General features: G+C 77.5%; 29 protein-coding genes. 10 read left to right on the forward strand and 19 right to left on the reverse strand.

The features are described 5' to 3' along the window. Position 1: 1 nt before the first annotated feature. A complete protein-coding gene (locus ITJ85_RS14775) occupies positions 2–664 on the reverse strand; it encodes a winged helix-turn-helix transcriptional regulator (protein WP_217913866.1) in 663 nt (220 codons plus the stop codon). 97 nt (positions 665–761) lie between these two features. On the opposite strand from ITJ85_RS14775, the gene ITJ85_RS14780 reads away from it, so the two are divergent. The 9 genes from ITJ85_RS14780 (at position 762) to ITJ85_RS14820 (ending at position 7,909) form a co-directional block, all read left to right on the forward strand. After that, positions 762–1,781 (forward strand): ATP-binding cassette domain-containing protein, encoded by a 1,020-nt coding sequence (locus tag ITJ85_RS14780; protein ID WP_217913867.1) that lies wholly within the window; start codon positions 762–764, stop codon positions 1,779–1,781. After that, positions 1,778–2,620 carry an ABC transporter permease gene (locus ITJ85_RS14785; RefSeq protein ID WP_217913868.1) on the forward strand — a complete coding sequence of 281 codons (843 nt, stop codon included), beginning with the start codon at positions 1,778–1,780 and terminating at the stop codon, positions 2,618–2,620. The genes ITJ85_RS14780 and ITJ85_RS14785 overlap by 4 nt, the downstream gene beginning before the upstream one ends. A 248-nt stretch (positions 2,621–2,868) precedes the next feature. Beyond that, positions 2,869–3,543: a DUF4389 domain-containing protein gene (locus tag ITJ85_RS14790; RefSeq protein WP_217913869.1), complete on the forward strand. Its 675-nt coding sequence runs from the start codon at positions 2,869–2,871 to the stop codon at positions 3,541–3,543. 1 nt (position 3,544) lies between these two features. After that, complete coding sequence (locus tag ITJ85_RS14795) at positions 3,545–4,201, forward strand: hypothetical protein (protein WP_217913870.1); 657 nt, start codon at positions 3,545–3,547, stop codon at positions 4,199–4,201. A gap of 90 nt (positions 4,202–4,291) precedes the next feature. Further along, positions 4,292–4,798 (forward strand): plastocyanin/azurin family copper-binding protein, encoded by a 507-nt coding sequence (locus ITJ85_RS14800; RefSeq protein WP_217913871.1) that lies wholly within the window; start codon positions 4,292–4,294, stop codon positions 4,796–4,798. A gap of 10 nt (positions 4,799–4,808) precedes the next feature. Then, positions 4,809–5,414 carry a DUF2231 domain-containing protein gene (locus ITJ85_RS14805; RefSeq protein ID WP_217913872.1) on the forward strand — a complete coding sequence of 202 codons (606 nt, stop codon included), beginning with the start codon at positions 4,809–4,811 and terminating at the stop codon, positions 5,412–5,414. A gap of 1 nt (position 5,415) precedes the next feature. Continuing rightward, positions 5,416–5,922, forward strand: coding sequence for a DUF1360 domain-containing protein (locus ITJ85_RS14810; RefSeq protein WP_217913873.1), 507 nt, complete (start codon positions 5,416–5,418; stop codon positions 5,920–5,922). A gap of 38 nt (positions 5,923–5,960) precedes the next feature. Continuing rightward, positions 5,961–6,554 carry a UdgX family uracil-DNA binding protein gene (locus ITJ85_RS14815; RefSeq protein ID WP_217913874.1) on the forward strand — a complete coding sequence of 198 codons (594 nt, stop codon included), beginning with the start codon at positions 5,961–5,963 and terminating at the stop codon, positions 6,552–6,554. A gap of 170 nt (positions 6,555–6,724) precedes the next feature. Beyond that, complete coding sequence (locus tag ITJ85_RS14820) at positions 6,725–7,909, forward strand: zinc-dependent alcohol dehydrogenase (RefSeq protein WP_217913875.1); 1,185 nt, start codon at positions 6,725–6,727, stop codon at positions 7,907–7,909. A gap of 38 nt (positions 7,910–7,947) precedes the next feature. Here ITJ85_RS14820 and ITJ85_RS14825 read toward each other — a convergent pair whose 3' ends face one another. The 7 genes from ITJ85_RS14825 to ITJ85_RS14855 all read right to left on the reverse strand — a co-directional run bounded on the left by ITJ85_RS14825 (position 7,948) and on the right by ITJ85_RS14855 (position 12,820). After that, a complete protein-coding gene (locus tag ITJ85_RS14825; protein ID WP_217913876.1) occupies positions 7,948–8,694 on the reverse strand; it encodes an MBL fold metallo-hydrolase in 747 nt (248 codons plus the stop codon). Between the two features lie 25 nt (positions 8,695–8,719). Then, a complete protein-coding gene (locus tag ITJ85_RS14830; protein WP_217913877.1) occupies positions 8,720–9,664 on the reverse strand; it encodes an IS481 family transposase in 945 nt (314 codons plus the stop codon). Between the two features lie 87 nt (positions 9,665–9,751). After that, positions 9,752–10,249 (reverse strand): YciE/YciF ferroxidase family protein, encoded by a 498-nt coding sequence (locus ITJ85_RS14835; protein ID WP_217913878.1) that lies wholly within the window; start codon positions 10,247–10,249, stop codon positions 9,752–9,754. An 86-nt stretch (positions 10,250–10,335) separates the two neighbouring features. Then, positions 10,336–10,899, reverse strand: coding sequence for a cysteine hydrolase family protein (locus ITJ85_RS14840; RefSeq protein WP_217913879.1), 564 nt, complete (start codon positions 10,897–10,899; stop codon positions 10,336–10,338). Continuing rightward, complete coding sequence (locus ITJ85_RS14845; protein WP_217913880.1) at positions 10,886–11,833, reverse strand: DUF3618 domain-containing protein; 948 nt, start codon at positions 11,831–11,833, stop codon at positions 10,886–10,888. The genes ITJ85_RS14840 and ITJ85_RS14845 overlap by 14 nt, the downstream gene beginning before the upstream one ends. After that, complete coding sequence (locus ITJ85_RS14850) at positions 11,823–12,266, reverse strand: phage holin family protein (protein ID WP_217913881.1); 444 nt, start codon at positions 12,264–12,266, stop codon at positions 11,823–11,825. Before ITJ85_RS14850 ends, ITJ85_RS14845 begins: the two co-directional genes overlap by 11 nt. Then, a complete protein-coding gene (locus tag ITJ85_RS14855) occupies positions 12,263–12,820 on the reverse strand; it encodes a hypothetical protein (protein ID WP_217913882.1) in 558 nt (185 codons plus the stop codon). Before ITJ85_RS14855 ends, ITJ85_RS14850 begins: the two co-directional genes overlap by 4 nt. Before the next feature lie 167 nt (positions 12,821–12,987). On the opposite strand from ITJ85_RS14855, the gene ITJ85_RS14860 reads away from it, so the two are divergent. Beyond that, positions 12,988–13,308: a CDGSH iron-sulfur domain-containing protein gene (locus ITJ85_RS14860; RefSeq protein WP_217913883.1), complete on the forward strand. Its 321-nt coding sequence runs from the start codon at positions 12,988–12,990 to the stop codon at positions 13,306–13,308. Here ITJ85_RS14860 and ITJ85_RS14865 read toward each other — a convergent pair. From ITJ85_RS14865 to ITJ85_RS14915, 11 genes are read right to left on the reverse strand one after another with little or no spacing between them, the layout of a single operon-like run. After that, positions 13,223–14,242 carry a glycosyltransferase family 2 protein gene (locus ITJ85_RS14865; RefSeq protein WP_217913884.1) on the reverse strand — a complete coding sequence of 340 codons (1,020 nt, stop codon included), beginning with the start codon at positions 14,240–14,242 and terminating at the stop codon, positions 13,223–13,225. The two genes, ITJ85_RS14860 and ITJ85_RS14865, sit on opposite strands and share 86 nt — an antisense overlap. Next, the gene (locus ITJ85_RS14870; RefSeq protein ID WP_217913885.1) at positions 14,232–15,230 is read right to left on the reverse strand and encodes an iron-containing redox enzyme family protein; all 999 of its coding nucleotides are present in this window, start codon (positions 15,228–15,230) and stop codon (positions 14,232–14,234) included. Before ITJ85_RS14870 ends, ITJ85_RS14865 begins: the two co-directional genes overlap by 11 nt. Before the next feature lie 32 nt (positions 15,231–15,262). After that, positions 15,263–16,258 (reverse strand): glycosyltransferase family 9 protein, encoded by a 996-nt coding sequence (locus tag ITJ85_RS14875; RefSeq protein ID WP_217913886.1) that lies wholly within the window; start codon positions 16,256–16,258, stop codon positions 15,263–15,265. Beyond that, positions 16,255–16,947 carry an SDR family oxidoreductase gene (locus ITJ85_RS14880; protein ID WP_217913887.1) on the reverse strand — a complete coding sequence of 231 codons (693 nt, stop codon included), beginning with the start codon at positions 16,945–16,947 and terminating at the stop codon, positions 16,255–16,257. Before ITJ85_RS14880 ends, ITJ85_RS14875 begins: the two co-directional genes overlap by 4 nt. Next, the gene (gene rfaE2, locus ITJ85_RS14885; protein ID WP_217913888.1) at positions 16,934–18,265 is read right to left on the reverse strand and encodes a D-glycero-beta-D-manno-heptose 1-phosphate adenylyltransferase; all 1,332 of its coding nucleotides are present in this window, start codon (positions 18,263–18,265) and stop codon (positions 16,934–16,936) included. The genes ITJ85_RS14880 and rfaE2 overlap by 14 nt, the downstream gene beginning before the upstream one ends. After that, positions 18,262–18,855, reverse strand: coding sequence for a D-sedoheptulose-7-phosphate isomerase (locus ITJ85_RS14890; RefSeq protein ID WP_217913889.1), 594 nt, complete (start codon positions 18,853–18,855; stop codon positions 18,262–18,264). The genes rfaE2 and ITJ85_RS14890 overlap by 4 nt, the downstream gene beginning before the upstream one ends. Further along, positions 18,852–20,060, reverse strand: coding sequence for a glycosyltransferase (locus ITJ85_RS14895; RefSeq protein WP_217913890.1), 1,209 nt, complete (start codon positions 20,058–20,060; stop codon positions 18,852–18,854). Before ITJ85_RS14895 ends, ITJ85_RS14890 begins: the two co-directional genes overlap by 4 nt. Further along, on the reverse strand, positions 20,057–20,995 hold the full coding sequence (locus ITJ85_RS14900; protein ID WP_246496416.1) for a glycosyltransferase: 939 nt from the start codon (positions 20,993–20,995) through the stop codon (positions 20,057–20,059). The genes ITJ85_RS14895 and ITJ85_RS14900 overlap by 4 nt, the downstream gene beginning before the upstream one ends. Then, on the reverse strand, positions 20,995–22,029 hold the full coding sequence (locus tag ITJ85_RS14905; protein WP_217913892.1) for a glycosyltransferase family 9 protein: 1,035 nt from the start codon (positions 22,027–22,029) through the stop codon (positions 20,995–20,997). Before ITJ85_RS14905 ends, ITJ85_RS14900 begins: the two co-directional genes overlap by 1 nt. Beyond that, a complete protein-coding gene (locus tag ITJ85_RS14910; RefSeq protein WP_217913893.1) occupies positions 22,026–23,552 on the reverse strand; it encodes an HAD-IIIA family hydrolase in 1,527 nt (508 codons plus the stop codon). The genes ITJ85_RS14905 and ITJ85_RS14910 overlap by 4 nt, the downstream gene beginning before the upstream one ends. Next, a complete protein-coding gene (locus ITJ85_RS14915) occupies positions 23,549–25,144 on the reverse strand; it encodes a carbamoyltransferase family protein (RefSeq protein ID WP_217913894.1) in 1,596 nt (531 codons plus the stop codon). Before ITJ85_RS14915 ends, ITJ85_RS14910 begins: the two co-directional genes overlap by 4 nt. Positions 25,145–25,210 lie beyond the last annotated feature (66 nt).

Consider the following 25,210-nt stretch of genomic DNA (forward strand, 5'->3'; position numbering starts at 1 on the left):
GCTACGCCCCCGCCGGCTCCGGCATCGGCAGCATCGCGGCGAGGCGCTCCAGCGCGCCCGGGTCGCCCTCCACGGCCATCGCGCCCTCGGCCACGGCGTCGGCAGGCGGGCGCCCGCCCCACAGCACGGCCGCGAGCGCCCCGGGGTCGGTGGTGACGACCGCCTCGGCCTCGGGCTCCTCGCCGTAGCAGGCCTCCAGCACCCCCTCCTCGACCCGCACGCGGTAGCGGTGGTCGCCCATGCGCAGCGCCAGCCGCACCCGCGCGTCGCCGGCCGCGTCGGGCGAGAACATCGTGCGCATGGCGAGGATCACCGAGTCCTCGCCGAGCCCGTGCTCCAGGGAGTGCGCCGGCGAGCGCGCGCCCCAGCGGCCGAGGGTGATGAGGACCGCCTCCAGCTCGCGCCCCCACCCGGTGAGCTCGTAGACCTTCGAGGCGGCCGGCGGCGGCAGGGTGCGGCGCGTCACGACGCCCGCGCGCTCGAGGTCGCGCAGCCGCTGCGCCAGCACGTTGGGCCCCGCGCCGGGCAGCCCGCGCCGCAGGTCGGTGAAGCGCTTCGGGCCGAGCACCAGCTCGCGCACCACGAGCAGCGCCCAGCGCTCCCCCACGAGGTCGAGCGCGTGGGCCGCCGCGCACGCGTCCGCGTATGTCCTCGCGCCGCTCATCGTTCGTGATCGTATCCGCTCGGTCAAGACTTGGTAATGCGTGATTCCATTTCAGGACCACCTGCCGTAGTGTCGCGCCTCCGGAGAGGGAGGAGCGATGCAGCACGTGCACGCGCCGCACGCCATCGAGGCGTCGGGGCTGGTGAAGACGTTCGGCGAGACGCGGGCGGTCGACGGCGTCGACCTGCTGGTGCCGGAGGGCTCGGTCTACGGGGTCCTCGGCCCGAACGGGGCCGGCAAGACCACGACCATCCGCATGCTGGCCACCCTGCTGCGGCCCGACGCGGGCTCGGCGCGGGTGCTCGGGCACGACGTCGTGCACGATGCCGACGCGGTGCGCGCGCTCGTGAGCCTGACGGGCCAGCTGGCGTCGGTCGACGAGGACCTGACGGGGCGCGAGAACCTCATCCTGCTGGCGCGCCTGCTCGGCTACCGGCGCCCCGACGCGAAGCGCCGCGCGGCCGAGCTGCTCGAGGCGTTCGGCCTCGACGAGGCCGGCGGCCGGCAGGTCAAGCACTACTCCGGCGGCATGCGGCGCCGCCTCGACATCGCCGCCAGCCTCGTCGCCACGCCGCGCCTGATGTTCCTGGACGAGCCCACCACCGGCCTGGACCCGCGCTCGCGCAACCAGGTGTGGGACATCGTGCGCGCGCTGGTCGACCGGGGCACCACGGTGCTGCTCTGCACCCAGTACCTCGACGAGGCCGATCAGCTCGCCGACCGCATCGCGGTCATCGACCGCGGCACCGTGATCGCCGAGGGCACCCCGGGGGAGCTGAAGGCGTCCGTGGGGCGCGGCTCGCTGCACGTGCGCCTGATCGACCCGGCCCGCCGGCCCGACGCCGAGCACCTGCTCGCCCGGGCGGTCGGCGCGCCGGTGCGGCTCGAGGCCGACCAGGCGTCGCTCTCGGCGCCGGTCGCGGACGCGGACCGCGCGTCGTCGGCGCTCGCCGCGCTGTCGGCCGCCGGCATCGCCGTCGCCGACTTCGCGTTCGGGCAGCCGAGCCTGGACGAGGTCTTCCTCGCCCTGACCGGCCGCACCGCGGAGGAGGCCGAGGCGGAGACGCGAGGCGATGACGAGCCCGACGCCCCGGAGATCGAGGAGGCCGCCGCATGACACCGCCGCCCGACGTCGCCGTCGCCCCGATCGGCGCCGAGTCGCTGCAGCGCGCCCTCGCCTCGGGCGAGCGGCCGCCGCGCCCGAGCGCGCTGTCGGCGTGCCTCACCTTCGGCTGGCGCGGCATGCTGAAGATCAAGCACGTGCCCGAGCAGCTGATCGACGTGACGCTCACGCCGGTCCTGTTCCTCGTCATGTTCACCTACCTGTTCGGCGGCGCCCTCGCCGGCTCGACCGACGAGTACCTCGACTTCGTGATCGGCGGCGTGCTGGTGCAGGCCGTCCTCTTCACCACCGTCTACTCGGGCGTCTCGCTCAACACCGACGTGACGAAGGGGGTGGTCGACCGATTCCGCTCGCTGCCGATCTGGCGGCCCGCGCCGCTCGTGGGCGCGGTGCTGGGCGACAGCGTCCGCTACATCGTGGGCGGCTCGGTCGTGATGGTGCTCGGCGTGATCCTCGGATACCGGCCCGGGGGCGGGTTCCCCGGGGTGGTCGCCGCCATGGCCCTGGTCGTGGTCTTCGCCTTCGGCCTGGCCTGGCTCTTCACCGTGGTCGGCCTGCTGATGCGCGCCCCGAACGCGGTGATGAACACGGGCTTCATGGCGCTCTTCCCGCTGCTGTTCGTGAGCAACGCGTTCGTCGATCCCGGCACCTTGCCCGGCTGGCTGGAGGAGGTCGTCGACCTGAACCCGATCTCCCACCTGGTCACCGCCGTGCGCGGCGCGCTCGACGGGACCGCGTCGGCGGGCGAGGTCGGCTACGTGCTGCTGGCGGCGGCGATCCTCACCGCCGTCTTCGCCCCCCTCACCGTGCGGCTCTACCGGACCCGCACATGAGACCGGCGGCGGCGGCCGCCCCCGCGGGCAGGGGGCCGGCCGCCGCCGTCCGCCCGGTCGCTCCAGCCGCCCGCCGGCCAGGGGCCGGCGGGCCAGGCCACCGGGTCGCGCCCGGCCCGGGCCGAGCGCCCGGTCGCCGCCCGGCTGCGGGGCAGCCGCAGGCGGCAGCGCGTCCTCCCCGATGGCGGGGGCGCCGGCCGCGCGGAGACTGACCCCGAGGCGATCCACATATCGGGGAGGTGAGGACAATGACGACGCTCGCGCCCACCCCGTCCGCGTATCCGGCGCACGTCGAGGGACGGCTCGACGCCGGGCTCTCGCGATGGCTGTGGCTCGTGAAGTGGGTGCTCGTCATCCCGCACTACATCGTGCTGGCGTTCCTCTGGGTGGCGCTCGTCGTGATGAGCCTGGTGGCGATGGTCGCCATCGTGGCCACGCAGCGCTACCCGCGGGGCATCTTCGACTTCAACGTCGGGGTGCTGCGCTGGAGCTGGCGCGTCACGTTCTACGCGTTCGGGGTCAACGGGACGGACCGCTACCCGCCGTTCACGCTCGCCGAAACCGACTACCCGGCCACCTTCGCGGTCGACTACCCGGAGGAGCCGCTGTCGCGGGGGAAGGCGCTCGTGAAGTGGTGGCTGCTGCTCGTGCCGCACTACCTCGTGGTCGGCGTGCTGCTCGGCGGCGGCTACGCGGCGTGGGTCGGCGGCGGGCTGATCGGCATCCTGACCCTGTTCGCGGTGGTCACGCTGCTGTTCACCGGCCGCTACCCGACGTCGCTGTTCGACCTGGTGCTCGGCTTCAACCGCTGGGTGCTCCGGGTGGCGACGTACGCGACGCTGATGACCGACCGCTACCCGCCCTTCCGGCTCGACGTGGGCGGGACGGAGCCGGCCCCCGCGATGGACGGCGCGGAGCGGTGAGGTGCGATCCGGGGCGGCACACGGCCTGACCGCCGCCGCCGCGCCGGCCCTGATGGCCGCGGCGCTCGCGACCCCCTTCCTCCGCGAGCGCCGCGCCGTCTGGGGCGCCGGCCGCGGGCTCGCCGCGCGGCGGCACCCCGGCGACGAGCTCGTGGCCCGGCCGCGCTGGGGCTGGACCCACGCGGTCGCCATCGACGCGCCCGCGGCGGCGGTGTGGCCGTGGCTGGCGCAGATCGGCGCGGACCGCGCCGGCTTCTACAGCTACACCTGGCTCGAGAACCTGGCCGGCTGCCGCATCCGGGACGCCGACCGGGTGCACCCCGAGTGGGAGGCTCGTGAGGGCGACGGGCTGCTGCTGCACCCGCGGGTGCCGCCGCTGCGCATCGTGGAGGTGCGCCGGGGCCGGCACGTGGTGGCCCACGGCCCCGCCGACGAGGCCGCCCGGCGCGCCGGGCGGCCGTGGGTCGAGGTGAGCTGGCTGTTCCTCGTCGAGCCGCTCGGGCCCGGGCGCTCCCGGGCGGTCAGCCGGTACCGCTGCGCGACCTCCGACGACCGCGCGACCCGGCTGCGCTTCGGCCCGGCGCTGGTCGAGCCGATCGGCTCGGTGATGGACCGGCGCATGCTGCTCGGCCTGCGGCGGCTGGCGCAGCCCGCCTGAGCCCAGGCGGTCCCCGGGCGGCCGCGCATGTTTCGCGCCTCGCGCGACGGGCACGAACGGCCAGCAGGCCACTCGCCCCCGGGAGATCACGTGACACGTCGACGCACCCTCCTCATGGCGCTGGCGGCGCTCGTCGCCGCCGTCGCCCTCATCACGGCCGCATGCGGCGGTGACGACGAGCCGGACACCGACCAGGGTCAGCACGTCGGCCAGGCGCTCACCGCGGACCCGGGCGCGACCGTGGACCGGCCGGGCACGCCCGACCCGGACGCCGGCCGATCGGGCACCGGCACAGCGGCCGCGGGCGACGGGCAGCGCCCGGTGGTCGTCGAGATCCCGGCGGCGGCGCAGGGCCTGAAGTTCGCCAAGGAGGAGGTGAGCGCCGCGACCGGCACGCTCACCCTGCGGATGCCCAACCCCTCGGACGTGCCGCACAACATCGCGGTGGACGAGCCGGAGAAGGCCGAGGGCGAGGTGGTGCAGAAGGGCGGCGTCTCCGAGATCACGGTGGACTTCCCGCCCGGCGAGTACGAGTACTACTGCTCGGTGCCCGGCCACCGCGAGGCCGGCATGACCGGCACGCTGACGGTCGAGTAGCGGCGGCGCGATGACCCTCGACGGCGCACGCCCCGCCGCCGGCCAGCCCCCGGGGGGGACCCCCGCCTGGCTGGCCGGCCGGCTGCGGCGACTGGAGGAGGCGCGCGGGCTGGACGGGGTGGCCGACGCGCTCGAGCGCCTGACGGCGCCGCTCGAGCGGGCCCCGGCGCTCGTGTCGGCGCTGCGCGGCGACGCGCTCGGGCACGCGCTCCATCCGCTGCTGACCGACGTCCCGCTCGGCACCTGGATGAGCGCGAGCTGCCTCGACCTGGGTCTCGGCCGCTCCGCCCGACGGGCGTCGACCCTGCTGCTCGGCGTGGGCCTCGTCGCCGCGCTGCCCACGGTGGCCTCGGGCGTGGTCGAGTGGCGGCGCACCGGCGGGCGCTCGCGGCGGGTGGGCCTGGCGCACGCGGCCTCCAACGGCGCCGCGTTCGCGCTCTACGGGGCGTCGTTCGGGGCCCGCCTGGCGGGCGCCCACCGGGCCGGCGTGGCGCTCGCGCTGGCGGGCGGCGCCGCCTCCACCGTCGGCGGCTACCTGGGCGGCCACCTCTCGCTGGTGCGCAAGGAAGGCACGGCGGACCCGGCGCTGGTCGTCCACGACGACGGGGCGGCCTGAGGTGGACACGACCGGGGCCGACGCGCCGGCCGCCGCCGAGGAGCGCTACGCCGACGAGCCCACGGGCCGCGGCGGTCACGCCGCGCTGGCCGGCGTGTTCACCGCCCTCGTCGCCGGCGGCATCGGCGCCGCCGTCCGCTCGGGGCGAGGCCTGCCCGAGCGCGTGGACCTGCGCGACGTCGCGCTGGTCGGCGTGGCCACCCACCGCGTCAGCCGGCTGGTGACGCGGGACAAGGTGTCCGACTTCGCGCGGGCCCCCTTCACCAGGTACCAGGGCCGCGCCGGGCACGCGGAGATCGACGAGCGCCCGCGCGGGCGGGGCCTGCGCCGCAGCGTCGGCGAGCTGCTCGTCTGCCCGTTCTGCTTCGCGCAGTGGGTCTCGGCCGCGTTCACGGTCGGGCTGGTGCTGGCGCCGCGGCCCACGCGCCTGGTCGCGGCGATGTTCGCCTCGACGGCGCTCGCCGACGGGTTGCACATCGCCTACCGGGCGGGCGCCGACCGGGCGTGACGCCGCGCGCCGCACCCGTCGAGGCGGCCGAGCCCCTGGTGCCGAAGCGCGCCGGGCTCGACGGGCTCCGGCGGGCCGCGGCGGGCTGCACTGCCTGCCATCTGCACGAGCTGGGCACGCAGACGGTCTTCGGCGAGGGCCCCCGCAGCGCCCGCATCATGCTCGTCGGCGAGCAGCCGGGCGACCGCGAGGACATCGAGGGACGGCCGTTCGTCGGCCCGGCCGGGCGGCTGCTCGACCGGGCGCTGGACGACGCCGGCATCCCGCGTGACGACGTCTACGTGACGAACGCGGTCAAGCACTTCAAGTGGAGGCCGCGGGGGCCGCGGCGCATCCACGACACGCCGAACGAGCGCGAGATGGCGGCGTGCCGGCCGTGGCTGCGCGCGGAGATCCGCGTGGTCGACCCCCTGGTCGTCGTCTGCCTGGGCGCCACGGCGGCGAGGTCGCTGCTCGGCCGCGACTTCCGCCTCACGCGCCACCGGGGCGAGCTGTTCCAGCTCGACGGGGGACCGAGGATCACCGCCACCCTCCACCCGTCGGCGATCCTGCGCGGGCCGCCGGAGCGCCGCGCCGAGCTGCTGGCCGGCGTCGCCGACGACCTGCGCGCCGCGGCCGCGGCGGCCCGGTAGGCCGCCCCCGCCGGGGCGGGGCGGTCGTCTGCACGAGCGGGGGACGGTTGCCTCACGTCGGCGTCGGAACCACCGGCCGTCCGCGCTCCGGCGCGGGCCCGGCCGTCGTTTCCCGCCCGCCCGGCCCGGGAACCCCCGGGCCGACGCGGCCAGCGACCGGGGGGACCCCCATGCGAGCGGTGACGTGGCAGGGACGACGGGACGTACGGGTGGAGGAGGTCCCCGACCCGCAGATCCAGGAGCCGACGGACGTCATCGTGGAGATCACCTCCACGGGCCTCTGCGGGTCGGATCTGCACCTCTACGAGGTGATGGGGCCCTTCATCGACGCCGGGGACGTGCTGGGCCACGAGCCGATGGGGCGCGTCGCCGAGGTGGGCCCGGGCGTGACGAGCCTGAAGCCCGGCGACCGCGTGGTGGTGCCGTTCAACATCTCGTGCGGCACGTGCTTCATGTGCGGCCAGGGACTGCACTCCCAGTGCGAGACGACCCAGGTGCGCGAGCAGGGCATGGGGGCGGCGCTGTTCGGCTACATGAAGCTCTACGGGCAGCACCCAGGCGGCCAGGCCGAGTACCTGCGGGTGCCGTTCGGCGACACGCTGCCGATCAAGGTGCCGGACGGGCCGCCCGACGACCGCTTCGTCTACCTCTCGGACGTGCTCCCCACCGCCTGGCAGGCGGTCGAGTACGCGGACGTCCCCGAGGGCGGCACCGTCTGCGTGCTCGGCCTGGGCCCGATCGGCGACATGTCGGCGCGCATCGCGCTGCACCGCGGCGCCGGTCGCGTGATCGCGGTGGACCTGGTGCCGGAGCGCCTGGAGCGCGCCCGCGCCCGCGGCGTCGAGACGATCGACCTGCGCGAGCACGAGGACGATCTCGCCGAGGCGATCCGGGAGATGACCGACGGCCGGGGCCCCGAGTCGGTGATCGACGCGGTCGGCATGGAGGCCCACGGGGCGCCGGTGGCCAGGCTCGCCCAGTCGATGACCGCCCTCCTCCCCGACCCGGCGGCCGCCAAGCTGATGCAGACGGCCGGCGTGGACCGGCTGACCGCCCTCCACGCGGCGATCGACATCGTCCGCCGCGGCGGCACCCTCTCGATCATCGGCGTCTACGGCGGCATGGCCGACCCCATGCCGATGATGACCCTGTTCGACAAGCAGGTGCAGATCCGCCAGGGCCAGGCCAACGTCCGCGCCTGGACCGACACGATCATGCCCCTGCTCACCGACGACGACCCGCTGGGGGTCGACGACTTCGCCACCCACCGGATGCCGCTCGATCGGGCGCCCGAGGCCTACGACGCGTTCCAGAAGAAGGCCGACGGCGTGGTGAAGGTCCTGCTGCAGCCGTAGCCCGCGCGGGTGCGCCCGGGGCGGCGCCGAGGACCGCGCTACGAGGCCCCGGCCCCGCGGGCGCGCTCGGCGGCCGCCTCGGCGCCGCCGTCCCACGGGTCGCCGTGGCCGGTCAGGACACGGCGCGCCCCGGTGGCGGCCAGCGCGTCGAGCGAGCGCAGGGCCCGCCCGCTGTCGGCGGTCGCGGCGCCGGCGACGATGCGGGGCCCCTCGAAGCCGGTGTAGGGGTCGAAGGTGACCACGGCGTCGCCCGCGATGACCGCGTCGCGGTCGGGCAGGTGCAGGGCGTGGTGGCCGTCGGTGTGGCCGGGCGTGGCCAGGGCGACGGGGTCGCCGGGCACCGCGAGCGGCCCGGCCTCGTAGGGGCGGGCCTCGCGGACGCCGGTCACGGTGAGTGCGCCCGCGGCGCCCATGGCCGCGAAGCGCCCGACGAAGCCGGGGTGGCGGACCGCGTACCGCGTCCGCGCCCGCTCGTGGCGGTAGCTCCAGGGGCGCGCCGCCAGGCGCAGGTCCCCGGCGGGCGCCCAGACGGGCACCCCGAGCTCCCTGCGCGCGCGCTCGGCGAAGCCCACGTGGTCGAAGTGGCCGTGGGTCAGGACGATCGCCTCGACGTCGTCGAGGCGCCGGCCGACGGCCGGCAGCGCCTGCAGCAGCGACGCCCAGGAGCGCGGGTGCCCGGCGTCCACCACCGTCACCCGCCCGTCCCGGCCCTCGACGAGGAACCAGTTGACGTAGGCGTCGGTGACGAGGTGGACGCCGTCGGCGACGTCCGGTCGGAGGTCCATGGGAGCGCCTGGCGAGGAGGCCGCCCTAGGTGTCGGCGGCAGCAGCGTTGATCCGCTCGGCAAGTCGTTCGACGGGCGGTTTGCCGTCGAGTGACTTGTGCGGGCGGGTCGTGTTGTACCAGTCCAGGTAGCCGGCGAGGGCGCGGGTCCGGGCGGCGCTGGTCGGGTAGGCGGCGGCGTAGGCCCATTCGCGAAGGAGGGTCTGGATCAGGCGCTCCGCCTTGCCGTTTGTGCGAGGTCGGTAGGGGCGGGTGAACAGGTGGCGGATGCCGAGCTCGCGGCACAGGGCGGCGTGCCGGTGAGAGCGGTAGGCGGACCCGTTGTCGGTCATGAGGCGCCGGATCCCGATCCCCAGGGCGGCGAAGTGTGCCCGGGCCCGTTCGAGGAAGGCGCAGACGGTGTCCGTGCGCTCGTCGGCGAGCACCTCGGCGTAGGCCAGGCGGGTGCAGTCGTCGACGCAGACGTGCAGGAACTCCCAGCCGGCCCCGCGAGCGCGGGTGGTGCGATCGCCGTGGACGCGGTGGCCGGGGCGCTCGATGCGTCCGAGCTTCTTGACGTCGATGTGGACCAGCTCGCCCGGCGTCGGCCGCTCGTAGCGGCGAGCCGGCTCGCCCGCGTCCGGCGCCGCAAGGCGGCTGAGGCCGGCGCGGGCGAGCACCGCCCGCACGGTGCGCTCGGGAAGACCCAGCACCGCGGCGATCCGGGCGCCCGAGAAGCGCAGCTCACGCAGGGCGCAGATCGCCTCCTCGACCTCGGGCGGCGTGCGGCCGGCGATCTGGTGGGCGACCGAGGGCCGATCGCACAGCTCGCGGTCGCCGGCGCGGTGGCGCCGCAGCCACTCCCTGGCACGGCGCTCGCTGAGGCCGGCCGCCTCGGCGGCCGCCCTCAGCGTCCATCCCTCCTGCTCGACGCGTCGGCACAAGAGCCGACGCGACGCCGGGCACGTCCTGGCGTTCTGATGAAGTGTCACCGCCGGGTCTCCTTCGGCAGGTTGCTTGGCTCGCAACCCGCAGCCTCCAAGGAGGCCCGGACGGAAGAACGCTCCTGCCGACTACAGCTAGGCCAGCACGCCCTCCTCGCGCAGCGACTGCTCGGCCACGGCGTCCCAGTGGTCCTCGAAGAACTGGGCCATCGCGCGCTCCTCGGCGCAGTTCTGGCGCGCCACGGCGGCCGTCGCCTCGTCGCCGGCCCGGCGGGCGACCCGCTCGAGCAGCTCGTAGGCGGCGATCTCGACGTGCTCGGTCGCGTAGCCGTCACGGGCGTTGCGGCCGGCCTTCTCGTCGCGCACCACGTCGAACATGCCCTTCATCGCGGCGCCGGCCTTCGCGGCGACCGACTTCATCGCCGACTCCGACGCCCCGTGGGCGTCCAGGCGCTCGCGCAGGCGCTCCTGCTGCGCCTTCGTCTCGTCGCGGTGGGCCTCCAGGCGCGCGCGCATCTGCGGATCGGCCGTCGTGGAGATCATCCCGCCGAGCATCTGCTCGACGTTCTGCTCCATGGCGACGGCGTCGGTCAGATGGCTCACCAGGGTGCTCTGGATGTCGGTCTCCGCCATGTCGTCTCCCCCTCTGTCGGCCGGCGATCGCCGGCGGCGTGCCCCCGCCTCGCGGGGAGCGGCACTGGTACCCGGCGCGGCCGGCCTCAAACCGGGTCGGGCGCGGCCTCGGCGAGCCCGCCGAGCACCTCCACCCCGAGCCGGTCGAGCTCGGCGAGCGCCTCGCGCTCGTCGTCCTCGTCGAGCGGCACGGAGGCGTCCCACACCACCGAGGTGGCGTAGCCGGCGCGCGCGGCGTCGGCGGCGGTCTCGCGCACGCACATCTCGGTGACGGCGCCCAGCACGAGCAGGCGGCGCACGCCCATCGCGTCGAGGCGCTCGCGCATCGGCGTGCGGTCGAACGCGCTGTAGTCGGGCTTCGTGACGACCTCCTCGCCGGGGCGCGGCAGGAACCGCTCCGCCACGTCGCCGCCCGGGCCCGCGAGGGCCGTGCGGATGAGCGCGTCGGCGTCGCCCCCGTGTCCGTGCTCGTCGTTGGCGAAGACGACCCGCCAGCCGCGCTCGCGCGCGGTGGCGAGGGCCGCCTCGATGCCGCCGGCGCGCGCGCGCATCTCGTCCAGCACGCGCGCGCCGTCCTCGTGGTCGAAGTCGTCGAAGACGTCCACCACCATCAGCGCGGTGGTGGACGTCTCGCGCTCAGACCCCGCCACCGCGCTCCCCGGTGGCGGACGTGACGGGCTGGCCCGCGGGCCGCGACGCCTCGCCGGCGGCGCCGGAGGGGTGCGCCGGCTCGTCGGCGCCCGCCGACGACGCCTGCTCGGTGACCGAGGAGGCGGCCTCCTGCATCGCCTCGGTCGCGGCGGCGGCCTTCTCGGAGGCGCTCTCGGCGGCCGACGCGGCGGCCTCGCGGCCCCGGTCGATGGCCTGCGAGCCGGCCTCGACGGCGCGGTCCTTCACGTCGTCGGCCATCGGCCCGAGCTTCTCGTCCTCCGTCCGCGTGGACGGCAGCAGCATCCCCGCCACCGCGCCGAGCGCCAGCGCGCCGACGGCGACCGCGACCGGGTTGCCCTTCGCGACCGCGGCGACGCCGCGGGCGCCCTCGCGCGCCTGGCCGGGCTCGGGCATGCGGTCGGCGACCGTGTCGCGCGCCGCGGTCAGCGCGCCCGCGGCCGACTGCAGCCCGTGCCGGGCGCTCTCCATGCCCTGGCGCGCCGTGCCCGCGGCGGCCGCCGCGGTCTCCTTCGCGGTCGACGCCGCGGAGCCCACGCCCTCCTTCGCGGTGGACGCGGCCGAGCCGACGCCCTCCTTGGCCGACGAGGCGCCGGAGCGCGCCCCGCCGGCGGCCGACGAGGCGCCGCCGCCCACCGTCGAGGCCGCGTCGCCGACCGACGAGGCGGCCGACGAGACGGCGGAGCGGGCCCGGTCGAGCACCGACGGGCCGGACGAGCCGGAGCCGTCGCCGTACGACTGCGAGCGCGACGTGTTCGACGCCATGCGCTCGCGCACGATGCCGGCCGTCTCGCGGATGGCGTCGCGCGCCCGCGAGGGCACGTCGGCCTTCCAGCCGATGGCCTCGGCCGTGTCGCGGAGCCGCGCGCGGGTGTCGGCGATGTCCCGCCGGATCTCGGCGATCTCACGAGCCATTGTGGTGCCCCCCTCCGTCGTTCTCGCGCCCGGCCTGCACGCCCTCCTGCACGGCGCGCACGTCGCGCTTCATCTCCGTGAGCGCCCGCTCGGGCACCGGCGGCGCCACCTGGGACATCTTCTTCTTGCCGATCAGGGCGAGGACGCCGCCGACCACCAGCAGGGCGGCGCCCACGATCAGCGCCGCCAGCCACCCGTCCATCACCTCGGCGAGGGCCAGGATGGCGCAGGCGGTCAGCGCGCCGAGGCCCGCGAGCGCGAGCGCCGCGGCGGCGCCGAACATGCCGGCGCCGGCGCCGGCGCGCTTGGCCTGGATGCCGACCTCCGCCCGCGCCAGCTCGATCTCCTGGCTCATGAGGGTGGTCGTCTCGTGCGCGAAGTCGGCGAGCAGATCGCCGATCGGGCGCTCGCGCAGGCGCGTCTGGGTGCTCATCTGTGGGCCACCTCTCGCTCGGGCTCCGAGGCCTTCAGCAGGCGGCCGGCGACGATGCCGACCACGGCCGCGCCGGCCACCACGACCGCGGGCCGCTCGCGCGCGAAGCGGCGCGCGTCGCCCATGATCCGGTCGGCGTCGGACTCCTGGAGGTACGAGCCGAACGCCTCCATGCGCTCGGCCGCCTGGTCGGCGAGCCGGGCGGGCCGGTCCCGGCCCTTCCTGCGCAGCTCCTCGGCGATGTCGCGGACGTCGTGCGCGGCCTCGCGCACGCTCGCGCCCGCCTTCGTGGACCGGTCGTCCACCTGCACGCGCGCGGCGTCGCGGGCGTCGCCGGCGAGCTTGGCGCCGACCTCCTTGGCCTGGCCCGCGATCTCGCCGCCGACCTGCTTGGCCTGGCCGGCGAGCTCACCGCCCGCCTCCCGGGCCTGGCCGGCGAGCTGGTCGACGCGCTCGGACCCCGACCCGCCGTCGGCGTCGTCGGAACCCGGGCGCGACATCGGCACCATGGGCGCGCCCGCCGGGCGGATGTTGGTGCGCGGTTGTTCGGTCACTGTGCGTCGATCCCCTCTGTTCGCTGGTCCGAGTAGGCCGCCCTCTACCCGGTGGTGCGGCGGGTGGAACCGGGGCCGGTGCGCGGAGACGCCGGAATCGCGAGCGCGCATGCGCGCCGGCGCGGTCGGGTATGCACCGGTCTCAGAGGTGCGGCCGAGGAGGGCGCGTGGGGCGGGCGGTGCAGGCGACGAGCGTCGATCCGGAGGGGCTCGCCGAGCCCGACGAGCGCCCCTGCTCGATCGGCGCCTACCCGGACGGCCCGCTGCTGGTGCGGGGCTCGTTCGACCTGCTGGGCCCCGACGGCGAGCGCATCGCGGTGCGGCGGCGGACGATCGCCCTGTGCCGCTGCGGGCGCACGCGCACCGCGCCGTTCTGCGACGGCACGCACAAGGCGGCCGGGTTCACGACGCGGACGCCCGCGCCGGCGCGGCCCCCGGACGCCGCAGCCGCCGTCGCAGCTGCCGCGCCGGCGTCGCCGCGCGGCTGACCACCCTCCCGCCGTAGGGCACCCCACCCCAGCGGGCGCGGGCGCCGACCGCCAGCCACGCGCAGACCGCCCGCTCGAGGGCCCACGCCGGCGCCAGCAGGGACGCGCTGGCCGGGAACACCACGCGCCCGCCGGCGCGGCGCCGCCCGGCCTCGGCCAGGACGGTCGCCCCCATCGCCAGGCCGGCCGCGACCGCCCCGCGCGCCCCGCGGGGGGTGAGCGCGAGCCCCGGCAGCACGGCCAGCGCGGCGGCCATGCGCGCGGGCAGCGCGAAGTCGTCGTAGGCCTGGCGCACCCGCTGGGAGAGGAAGTGGGACGTCGTGGGTGGCAGCCGGCGCACGTAGAGGTCGAGCGGCGCCACGACCCGGCCGCCCGCGGCCTCGACCGAGCGGATCAGCTCGAGGTTCTCGAACAGCACGTCGCCGTCGTAGCCGCCCATCGCCAGGAACTGGCCGCGGCGCACGCCGAGCGTGCCCGGGAAGTCGGCCCCCAGCGCGCGGTTGAGCAGCGTGCGGGCCGTGTCCCAGCGCGCGTGCCAGGGGAGCGGGTCGAAGTAGTTCTGCGGCCGCACGAGCTCGGCCTCGAGCAGCAGCGCGCCCATCCGGGCGAGCGACCAGTCGTCGTAGCGCACGTCGTCGTCGGCGATCACCACCCGGTCGTGGGCCGCCTCGCGCACGCCGGTCACCACGCCGTCGACCTTGCCCGAGGCGAAGTGCAGGTCGGGGTGCGGGCGCAGGTGGCGCACGAGCCCCGCCCAGCGGCCGGCGTGCGCGTCGAAGCGCGCCGGATCGGAGCCGTCGACCACCAGCACGTCCTCCACCCGGCCGGACAGCCAGTGGAGGTAGCCGGTCAGCTCGTCGAGGCCGTCGTCGTCCCGCCACCGCAGCGGCAGCACGTACGAGACCGCGGCGCGCCCGTCCCCGTCAGGCGACACCGACGGGGCTCCGCGCCGGCAGCAGGGACGACCGGCCGCCGTCCCAGGCCGCGATGAGCCGCTCCGCGAAGCGCGCCTCCAGGGCCACGACGCACGCGGCGCCGAACAGGATGTCGGCCGCCAGCGCGGGCTCGTCGCGGGCGAGCCGGCCGGCCATGTCGTGCGCGGCCACCTGCTCGTGCACGGCGTCGGCCTCGACGTGCTCGTCGTAGAAGGCCGTGGCGTCCTCGCCCTGGCCCAGCCGGCGCAGCGCGGCCGCGTAGCGGCGCATGGGCTCCGAGGAGGTCATCTCCAGCACGGCGAGGTGGCCGACCAGGGCGCCGCGCAGGCGCCGGTGCAGGCCGAAGAGCGACATCAGGTTGACCAGCGCCAGCGTCGCGCCCGGGATGCGGTCGATGTGGGCGCCGTAGGCGTCGTCGATGCCGAGCGCCCGCATCGCCCGGGCGAACAGCGCGGAGTGCATCCAGTGCTCGCGCCCGCCGCCGTACTCGTCGGCCTGGATCTCGACCAGCGCGGCCTTGGCCCCGCCGTGCAGGCGCGGGATGGCCCAGGTGTGGGGGTCGGCCTCCTTCAGGTGGTACGCCGAGCGGTGGATGACGAACTCGCGGAACTGCTCGAGCGTCCCGCTGCGCGCCAGCCGCCGCGACAGCGACGGGCCGTCGTCGGCCGCCAGCAGGCCGAAGAGCTGGCGCGGCAGGTCGTCCTCCGGGGCGGGGACGGCGACGGCCCCGCGCAGCGCGCGCTCGAAGTCGTCCTCCAGCCGGGCGCGCAGCGCGAGCAGCGACGGCTCCCACTCCCAGCGGTCGTCGACCTCGTCGAACGAGCGGTAGTGCAGCTCGTAGAGGAGGTAGAGGGCGAGCGGCGCGTCCTCGCCGTCGAGCGGGTCGTCCCACGGTCCCGCCGGCGGGTCGCCGACCGGGCCCGGCGGACCGCACAGGCGCTCGACGAGCATCGCGGTGAGCGGGCCTCGCGGGGCTGGTAGGCGCATCTGGGTCTCCTGCGACCGGATCCGGGACCCTCTCATCTACCCCCACCGGGGGCGACGGACGCAACGGCGGCCGGCGGCGGGGCCGGGAGGGCGGCGAGCGCGGCGAGCACCTCGTCGACCCCGATCGCGAGCAGCCCGGGGTCGGTCGCCGCGGCGTGCGGGTCGCCCGTGCGCCCGCGCCACAGGGCGCGGTGCCGGGGCCGGTCCGGCGGCGGGCCCCACAACGCCGGCGGCACGGGGCCGAACAGCACGACCGACGGCGTGTCGACGGCGGTGGCGAGGTGGGCCACGCCGGTGTCGCCGCACACCACGCGACCGGCCGCCGCGATCGTGCGCGCCAGCGCCATCAGGCCGGTGCGCCCCGCCAGCACGTCGGCGTCCGGCAGGCCGGCGAGCCGCGCGATGCGGCGCGCCGCGGGCAGGTCGCCGGCGTCGCCGGTCACCACCACGCGCCGGCCGGCGGCGGCCTCGGCGCGGGCCACCGCCGCGAAGCGCTCCGCCGGCCAGCGCCGCGCGCCGCTGGCGGCGCCCGGGTGCACGACGGTCGCCCCGGCGGGCGGCGGGGGCTCGCCGGGCCCGGGCCCGCCCGGGTCGAGCTCGAGCCGGGTCGGGTCGGCCGGGATGCCCTCCTCGCCGAGCATGCGGCACCAGCGGGCCACCTCGTGCTCGTCGGGCCGCCAGCGCGGGCCGGCGACGCCGGCCTCCGCGCTGGCGAAGGCCACCAGGCGCCGGGGACGCAGCGCCAGGAGCACGCGGTGGCTCCGGGGGCCGCAACCGTGCAGGTTGACCGCCACGTCCGGCGCGGCGAGCGCGTCCGGCAGCGGCGCGAGCGGCGCCGCGGGGACCACCTCGTCCACCGCGCCGGAGGCGAGCGCGAGCGGCGCCAGCGGCGCCGGCGCGGCGAGGATGCGGTGATGGCCGGGGAAGGCGCCGGCCAGCGCCCGCAGCGCCGGGAAGGCGGTGAGCAGGTCGCCCAGGCCGAGCGCGCGCAGGACGACCAGGCGCGGCCGCCCGGCGCCCGCGCTCATGGCCAGGAGGGCTCGGTCGACGGGGCGACGACCAGCTCGCGCACCTCGCAGCCCGGCGGCTGGGCGAGCGCGAACACCACGGTGGCGGCGACGTCCTCCGGACGGTTGAGGCGGGCGTCCGGCCCCGGCTTGAACTGCTCGTCGCGGCCGTCGAAGAAGGCCGTGTCCATCCCGCCCGGCACGAGCAGGGTGACGCCGATGCGCCCCTGGGTCTCGGCGGCGAGGGCCCGTGTGAACCCGACGACGCCGAACTTGCTGGCGCAGTACGCCGTGGCGGCGGGCAGGGCGCGGAAGCCGAGCGTCGAGGCCACGGTCACCACCCGGCCGCGCGAGCGCTCCAGCTCGGGCAGCGCGGCGCGCACGACGGCCGCCGTGCCGAGCAGGTTGACGGCGATCACGCGGTCCCAGGCGTCGGCGTCCACGACGCCGAAGTCGCCGCACGCGTCCATCCCCGCCGCCGTCACCACCGCGTCGATGCCGCCGTGACGCTCCGCGACCCGGGCGACGGCGGCCTCGGCGGCGCGGCGGTCGGCGAGGTCGACGACCTCGCCGTCGCACCAGTCCGGCCCGGCGCGCAGGTCCAGCACCACGGGCGTCCCGCCGGCGTCCCGGACGGCGGCCGCGACGGCGGCCCCCAGACCGGACGCGCCCCCGGTGACGATGACGGTTCCGATGTCAGCGCTCGGCACGTTGGGCGACCTCCTCGATGAGCCGTGTGGTTGAGCGTCCGGCGATGTAGGGCAGCACCACGACCTCGCCGCCGCCCGCCCGCACGACGGCGGCCTCGGGCAGGTCGTCGGCGTCGTAGTCGGCGCCCTTGGCCCAGACGTCGGGGGCGAGCTCGGCGAGGGCCCGCTCGGGGGTGTCCTCGTCGAAGACGCGGACCTCGTCGACGCAGCGCAGCGCCCGCAGCACGGCCGCGCGGTCCTCCTGCTCGACCAGCGGGCGGTCGGAGCCCTTCAGGCGCCGCACCGACGCGTCGGAGTTGAGCAGCACGACGAGGTGGTCGCCGAGCGCGCGGGCGGCCTCGAGCATCGCGACGTGGCCGGCGTGGAGCAGATCGAAGCAGCCGCCCGTGGCCACGACGCGGCCGCCGCGGGCGCGTACGGCCGCGGCGTCGGGCGGCCCGGCGGCGCCGTCGAGGGCGGCGTGGGCGCCGCCGGCGCGCACCATCGCCGTCGCGGCCGCGACCCCGGCCGCGACGGCCGCCGCGGTGCCCCGGCCGGCCGCCAGCGCCGCGGCCGCCGCGGTGGCGAAGCGGTCGCCCGCCCCGCAGACGTCGCCGCCGCGCACCGGGCCCGCCGGCGCCGGCACGGGCACCTCGCGGCCCACCTCGTCGAGCAACAGCGCGCCGGCCTCGCCGAGCGTCACCGCCACGGCGCCGGCCCCGGTCGAGGCGCGCAGCGCCCGCGCCTGATCGGCCGGCCCGCCGTCGGGCGCCGCGGCGCGGGCCTCGGCCCGATTGGGGGTCAGCAGGTCGGCGCCCGCCACGGGCCGCGGCCCCCGCGGGTGCGGGTCCCAGACGAGCGGCGCCTCGACGCCCACCAGCAGGGCGCGCACCCCCTCGGCGGCGGGCACGCCGCGGCCGTAGTCCGACACCAGCACGGCGTCGGCCTCCGCCAGGGCGCGCCGCACCTCGGAGCCGGGCAGCGCCACGCGGGGGGGCTCGTCGCCGCGGTCGACGCGCACGAGCACCTGGCCCGCGGCCCGCACCCGGATCTTCTCCGGCGTCTCGCCGCCGCGGCCGAGGTCGACCACCCGGACGCCGCGCTCGCGCAGCAGCCGGGCCAGCGTGCGCCCCGCGGCGTCGTCGCCGAGCGCGGCCACGAGGGTCACGTCGTGGCCGTCGGCGGCCAGCATCGCGGCGGCCAGGCCGGCCCCCCCGGGGCGCTCGGTGGGCCGCACCGCGCTCACCACCGGCGCCGGGGCGTCCGGGCAGAGCCGCTCCGCCGCCCCGTCCAGGTCGCGGTCGAGCAGCGCGTCGCCCACGACGACGATCGCGCTCATGCCGGCCACGCCGCGGTCGCGGGGCGCCCCTCGACGGCCATCGCCGCGTCCACCGCCGCGCACAGCAGGTGCACCACGACCTGGTGCACCTCCTGCACCGTCGCGGTGGCGCGGGCCTCCACGGACAGGGCCTCGTCGGCCACCGCGGCCAGCGGGTTCGGCGCCGGGCCGGTGAGGGCCCAGGTGCTGAGCCCCGCGTCGCGCGCGGCCTCGACGGCGGCGATCAGGTTCTCGCTGCGCCCCGAGGTGGAGATCGCCAGCAGCACGTCGCCGGCGCGCCCGTGGGCCCGCACCTGGCGGGCGAACGCCTCCCGGCCGCCGTAGTCGTTGACGATCGCCGTCAGGCTCGACGTGTCGGCGTGGAGGGCGATCGCGCTGAGCGGCCGCCGCTCGTCGACGTAGCGGCCGACGAGCTCGGCGGTCAGATGCTGGGCGTGCGCCGCGCTGCCGCCGTTGCCGGCGGCCAGCAGCCGGGCGCCCGAGCAGAGGCGCGCCGACAGGCGGTCGCCCCACGCCTCGACGGCGTCGATGCGGGCGTCGAGCGCCCGCAGCGCCATGCGCAGCGCGGTGAGGTGCTCCCGGCCGGTCATCCGCGCGCCTCCTCGCCGCGGCTCGCGCTGGCCCCCGCGCACGAGCGGTAGACCTCGAGCGTCGAGGCCGCGACGCGGTCCCACGTGTAGCGCTCGCGGGCACGCCGCACGCCGGCGGCGCCGAGCTCGTCCCGGCGGGCCGGGTCCTCGATCAGGGCCCCGATGGCGCCGGCGATCGCGTCCGGGCGGCGCGGCGGCACGTGCACGCCGGTCACGCCGTCCACGACGGTGTCGATCATGCCGCCGACGGCGGTCGCGACCACCGGCACGCCGCAGGCCATCGCCTCGAGCGGCACGATGCCGAACGGCTCGTACCAGGGCGCGCAGACCACGCAGACGGCCGAGCGCATGAGCGGCCCGACCTCGTCGCGGCCGATGCCGCCCCGCAGCTCGACGCGGTCGGCGACCCCGGCCTGCCGGGCCACCAGCAGCAGGCGCTCCGCGTCGGGGTCGCCGGCCAGGCGGCCGGCCGGGGGGCCGCCGGCGATCACCAGCTCGGCCCCCGGCAGGTGGGCCATCGCCCGGATGACGTCGTCCACGCCCTTGCGCTCGACGATGCGGCCCACGCACACGACGCGCGGGCGCGAGCGCGGCTCCGCGGGGCCGTCGGGGGTGAAGCGGGCGGCGTCCACGCCGCACGGCACCACCGACAGGCGCCGGCGGTCGGCGCCCAGGCGCAGCAGCTCGAAGACCTCGTCGCTGCACGTGGCCACGATCCGCTCGGCGCCGGCGATGATCGCCCGCTCCTCGCCGAGCCGCTCCGGCGGGCTCGTGTCCCGGTCGCCCTGGTGGCGGCGCTTGACCACGCCGAGCGCGTGGAAGGTGTGCACCACCGGCAGCCCCGGCGGCGCGGCGGCGAGCGCGGCGCGCCCCGACATCCAGAAGTGCGAGTGGACCACCTCGGGCGGGGACGCGCGCCACTCGCGCGCGAGCTCCCCGGCGAAGCGGTCCATGTGCGGCAGCAGCTCGTCCTTGGGCACGTGGCGCGCCGGGCCGGCGTCCACGTGGCGCACGGTGACCCCGGGTGCCAGCGGCACGCGATCGGGCAGCGCCGGGTCGTCGCGACGCGTGTGCACCACGACCTCGGCGCCCCGTCGCGCCAGGCCCATCGCGAGCGCCGCCACGTGGACGTTCTGACCGCCCGCGTCCACGTCGCCGAGGGCCGCGAGCGGGCTCGCGTGCTCGGACACCATGTCGACCCTCACGGCACGACCTCCTCCAGCAGGGTGTTCCAGTCCTCGAGGAACCGATCGAGCGCGTACCGCTCGAGGGCGGCCGCGCGCGCCGCCGCGCCGGCGCGACGGGCGAGCTCGGGGTCGCCCGCGAACCGGTTCAGCGCCTCGGAGAGCACGTCGAGGCGGTTCGAGACGACGCCGGCCTGCGGCGGCACCGCCTCGTGCGCCTCCGTCGTACCCAGGGCGACGACCGGCATCCCGAGGTGCATGGCCTCCAGCAGGGACAGGCCGAGCGAGGTCCAGCGGATCGGGTGCAGGTACACCCGCCGCCGGGCCATCTGCGTGTGCAGCTCGTCCTGCGCCAGGTCGCCGATGCCGCCGATGTCCTCGGCCCCCATGCCGAAGACGTCGATCGGCACGGCCGAGCCGAGGGCCGGCAGCAGGTCGGTCCCGGTCACCCGGGCGCGGCGCACCGGCTCGTTCACCACCACCGCCGCCCGCCCCACCTCGCCGGTGTAGCGCTCGCCCGGGTCCACCACGCCATGCTCGATGACCCGCGTCGGCGTGGTGCCGGCGTCCCAGAAGAGCGCGTTGAAGTGGGTGACGTGCACGAGGGTCAGGTCGGGGCGGTCGGCCGCCGGGTGGCGCATCTCGTTGATGCGCCCCTGCGGGGCGTTGTGCTCGACGTACACGGCGGGGATGTCGCGCCCCGGCCGGCGCCCGCCCAGCCACCGCTCGGCGAGGCCGTCGAGCTCCTCGGGGCGCTGCAGCACCACGACGTCCACGTCCGCGTCGGCCGCCTCCTCGCGCGTGACCTCCACGGCCGATGACGGCCAGGCGTACGTCCGCGCCCGGCCCCGGCCCTCCGGGCCCCGGTCCGGGACGACCGGGACGAGGTAGGTGTGGGGCCCGTGCACGAACGAGGTCGTCCAGGCGCCGTGCACGTGCCAGATCAGCACCCGCATCACGCCGCGACCCCCTGCCGCGCGCCGTCGAGCATCGCCCCGGCGGCCGCGAGCACCTCCTCGGCCGGCACCTCGTCGATGCAGGGGTGGCCCGGCACCGGGCAGACGCGGGCGCGGCAGCCGGCGCACGGCACCGGCAGGCCGACGCGGGTGAAGGGCACGCGCCAGGGGTGCCAGCGCACCGCGGGCACGGTCGGCGCGTGCAGCCACACCACCGGGCAGCCGACCGCGGCCGCCAGGTGGGCGGGGCCGGTGTTGCCCACCACGGCCAGGCGGGCGCGGCGCAGCACCTCGGCCAGCTCGCCGAGCCCGGTGCGGCCGCCCAGGTCGATCACCCCCTCGCGCGGCGGGCCGCAGACCGCGGCCGTCAGCGCCCGCTCGCCCGGGCCGCCGGTCACCGCCACGGGCACGCCGCGGTCCGCGAGCAGCGCCACCAGGCGCGCGTGGCGCTGCGGCGCCCACGCCCGCGCGGGCACCGACGCCCCGGGGTGCACCACCACGTAGCCCTCCGGCAGGCCCGCCGCCAGGGCGTCGTCACCCGGCGCCGTCGCCACCTCCAGGCGATCGTCGCCCGGGCGCGCCGGCATGCCGGCCGCCGCCATGAGGCTCAGCGAGCGCTCGACCTCGTGCACGTCGTCGTCGATGCCGTGGCGCACGTCGAGCAGCGAGCCCGGGTAGTCGACGCTCGTGGCGGCCAGGCGCGGCACCCCCGCCATGCGCAGGATCAGCGCCAGCGGCAGGGGGCTCTGGTGGAAGGAGGAGAGGATCACCGCCGCGTCGGGCGCCAGCGCGGCGACGCGGTCGGCCAGGGCGAGCATGCGCCCCCGGTCGACGGGCGGGGGCTCGGGGTCGATCCAGGGCAGCCGCTCCACCAGCACCTCGTCGACGCCCGGCAGCAGGGCCGCGGCGCGGCGCCCGCGCGGGCCCACCAGCAGGGTCACCCGGTCGGCGTGCGCGGCGGCCGCCCGCACCGCCGGGCCGGCGAGCAGCACGTCGCCGTCGTTGTCCGGGCGGGCCACCAGGACGTGGGTCACGCCGGGCTCCCGAGGATCATCTCGACCGCCGCCACGAGGTCGGGCGCCACGGCCGGCGCGGCGGCGATCTCCTCCGGCAGCGTGCGGGGCGTGGGCACGAGCACCGCCCGGGCGCCCGCGCGGCGGGCGGCCTCGACGTCGGCGCCGATGTCGCCGACCACCACGCAGTCGGCCGGGTCCACGCCCAGCTCGCGGGCGGCGCCGATCACCAGGCCCGGCTCGGGCTTGCGGCAGCCGCACGCGTCGCCGGGCGCGTGCGGGCACACCATCCACGGGCCGAGGTCGCCCAGCAGGCCCTCCACCCGCCGGTTGACCGCGGCCACCTGGCGCTCGTCGAGCAGGCCGCGGCCGATGCCGCTCTGGTTGGAGACGACCCCGGTGCGCACGCCCGCGCGGCGCAGGCGATCGATCGCCTCGCGGGCGCCCGGCATCGGCGCCACGCGCTCGGGGTCGCCGTTGTACGGCACGTCGACGATGAGGGTGCCGTCGCGGTCGAGCAGCACGGCCTCGGGGCGCGCGCCGAGCGGCGCCGGCGAGGGCGCGCGGGCGCGGTCGGCCAGCAGGCGGCGGCGGCGGGCGAGCCCGCGGGCCGTGTGCGCGGCGGCGACGGGCATGGCCGCGCTCGTCGCCGCCATCAGCGCGACCTCGCGCGGGGTGCGCGGACCCGGCGCGATGCGGGCCCACGCGAGCTCGGCCGTCGCGGCGAGCCAGGCCGTCGCGGCCAGGGCCGCGAGGCGCGGCCTGCCCGCCGCGACGGAGGCGGCCGCCGCGGCGCCCGCGGCGGCGGTCAGCAGGTGCCGGTCGCGCCGGCCCGGGGGCGCGCCGGCCCGGTCGCGCCAGCCCGGGCCGTGCAGCGCGTCCATCAGCACGTCGTCGGCGTTGCCCGCCTGGGCGCGCAGCGAGATCCACGGCCCCGCCGGGCCCACCGGGTGGTCCACCCGGCGCCGCCCGCGCACCAGCCGCAGGCCCCGGTCCATGGCCCGCAGCGCCAGGTCGGCGTCCTCCCGGTAGGCGCGCGGGAAGCGCTCGTCGAACCCGCCGAGCGCCGACAGCGCGGCGCGCCGGTAGGCCATGTCGGCCGTGGCCCAGCGGGCGTCCTCCAGGCCGGCCACGTTGCGCTCCCAGTCGGTGGGCCGGCGCCCCTCGGGGCGCGGTACGCGGATGACGCCCTGGCTGCCGGCCACGTCGTCGGGCAGGCCCGCCAGGTCCTCCGCCAGACGCGCCCGCCAGGCCGGCTCGGGCACCACGTCGTCGTCGAGGAACGCCACCCAGGGGGCGCCCGCCAGGCGCCAGCCGATGTTGCGCGCCGCCGCGGGGCCCGCGCCGCGCCCGCCGACCACCCGCACGTCCCGGGCCACCGCGGCCAGGCCGTCCAGGCCCTCGGGCGCCCGGCCGCCTCGGTCGACCACCACGATCACGTCGCGGAGCGCCGGGCCGTCGCCGGCCGCCAGCGCCGCGAACACGCGCCGCGCGCTGGCGCGGCCGATCGTCGGCACGACCACATCGACGGGCAGGCGGCTCATGCCGCCCGCCGCACCAGGAACGGGCCGATCGCCAGGGCGTCGACCGGCGCCGAGCCGAAGCACTCGAGGGCGTCGCGCGGGTCGTCGACCATCGGCCGGCCGGCGGTGTTGAGGCTCGTGTTGATGACGACGGGCACGCCGGTGCGGCGCTCCAGGCCGTCGAGCATCCGCGCCACGAGGGGCGTGCGCCCGGGGTGGACCGTCTGGATGCGGGCGGTGCCGTCGACGTGCAGCGCCGCCGGGATGCGCTCGGCCCACTCGGGCCGCACCCGGTGGGTGAACAGCATGAACGGGCTCGGCATGGGGCCCTCGAAGATCTCCGCCGCCCGGCGCTCCAGCACCATCGGCGCGACCGGCCGGAAGCTCTCGCGGCCCTTCACGGCGTTGAGCCGGTCGATGTTCTCCCTGCGCGCCGGGTTGGCGAGCAGGCTGCGGTGGCCGAGCGCGCGCGGGCCGTACTCGCTGCGCCCCTGGAACCACGCCACGATGCCGTCGTCGGCGACCACCTGCGCCACGGCCTCGGAGATGTCGTCGGGGCGCTCGTGGCGCACCCGCGCCTCGCGCAGCACGGCGGCGAGCTCGTCGTCGCTCCACTCGCGGCCGAGGGCCGCGGTGCGCATGGGCGACACGCGGTCGCCCAGCTCGCGGGCGACGTGCAGCGCGGCGCCGAGCGCGGTGCCCGAGTCGCCCGCGGCCGGCTGCACCCAGACCTCGTCGAACGGGCCGGCCTCGGCGACGTGCGTGTTGGCGACGCAGTTGAGCGCCACGCCGCCCGCCATCGCGAGGCGCCGCTCGCCGGTGCGCCCGTGCAGCCAGCGCGCCAGCTCGACGAGCACCTCCTCGAGGCGCGTCTGGACGCTCGACGCCAGGTCCTCCCGCGAGGCGGGGAGGTCGGCCCAGCGGATGGGCGCCACCGTGAAGCCGCCGGCGCCGTCGGGCCGCACCGCCTCGCGCATCCGGTCGAGCACCGTGGGCCGGCCGTAGGCGGCCAGCGCCATCACCTTGTACTCGTCGGACGAGCGGCGGAAGCCGAGGAACTCGGTCAGCTCCTCGTACATGAGGCCCAGCGAGTGCGGCAGGTCCTGGGTGCGCAGCACCTCGAGCCGGCCGTCGACCGCGTGCCCCGCGAGGTACGAGGCGCGCTCCCCCCGCCCGTCGAGCACCATCACCGCACACGAGTCCCAGGGGCAGGCCAGGTGGGCGGACGCCGCGTGGGCCACGTGGTGCGGCACGAAGCGCACCCGCTCGGGGTCGAGGCCCGGCAGGGCGGTCTTGAGGAAGAGCGGCGCGCGGCGCGCGTAGAGCGTGCGCAGGCCCTCCCACTCGTCGGCCGTCACGTCGTCGCTCGCCGGCGCCAGGCGCGGGTCGTACGAGTAGGCGACCGCGTCCAGGTCGGCCGGCGCGATGCCGGCCCGCTCGAGGCACCAGGCCGCCGATGCCTCGGGCAGCTCCCAGGTGGAGAAGGGCACCGGCGGCTTGCCGTGCTTGCGGCGGCTGAACCGCTCCTCCTCCGCCGCGGCGACGATCTCGCCGTCGACCACGAGCGCGGCCGCGGGGTCGTGGAAGACCGCGTTGACGCCGAGCACCTTCACGCGTGCTGCCTCCTCGGGAAGCGGTTTACCCCTGGGGGTAAAGTGGACGGCGCCGGTGCTACCCGT

The organism is Miltoncostaea marina (assembly GCF_018141525.1).
Lineage (GTDB): Bacteria > Actinomycetota > Thermoleophilia > Miltoncostaeales > Miltoncostaeaceae > Miltoncostaea > Miltoncostaea marina.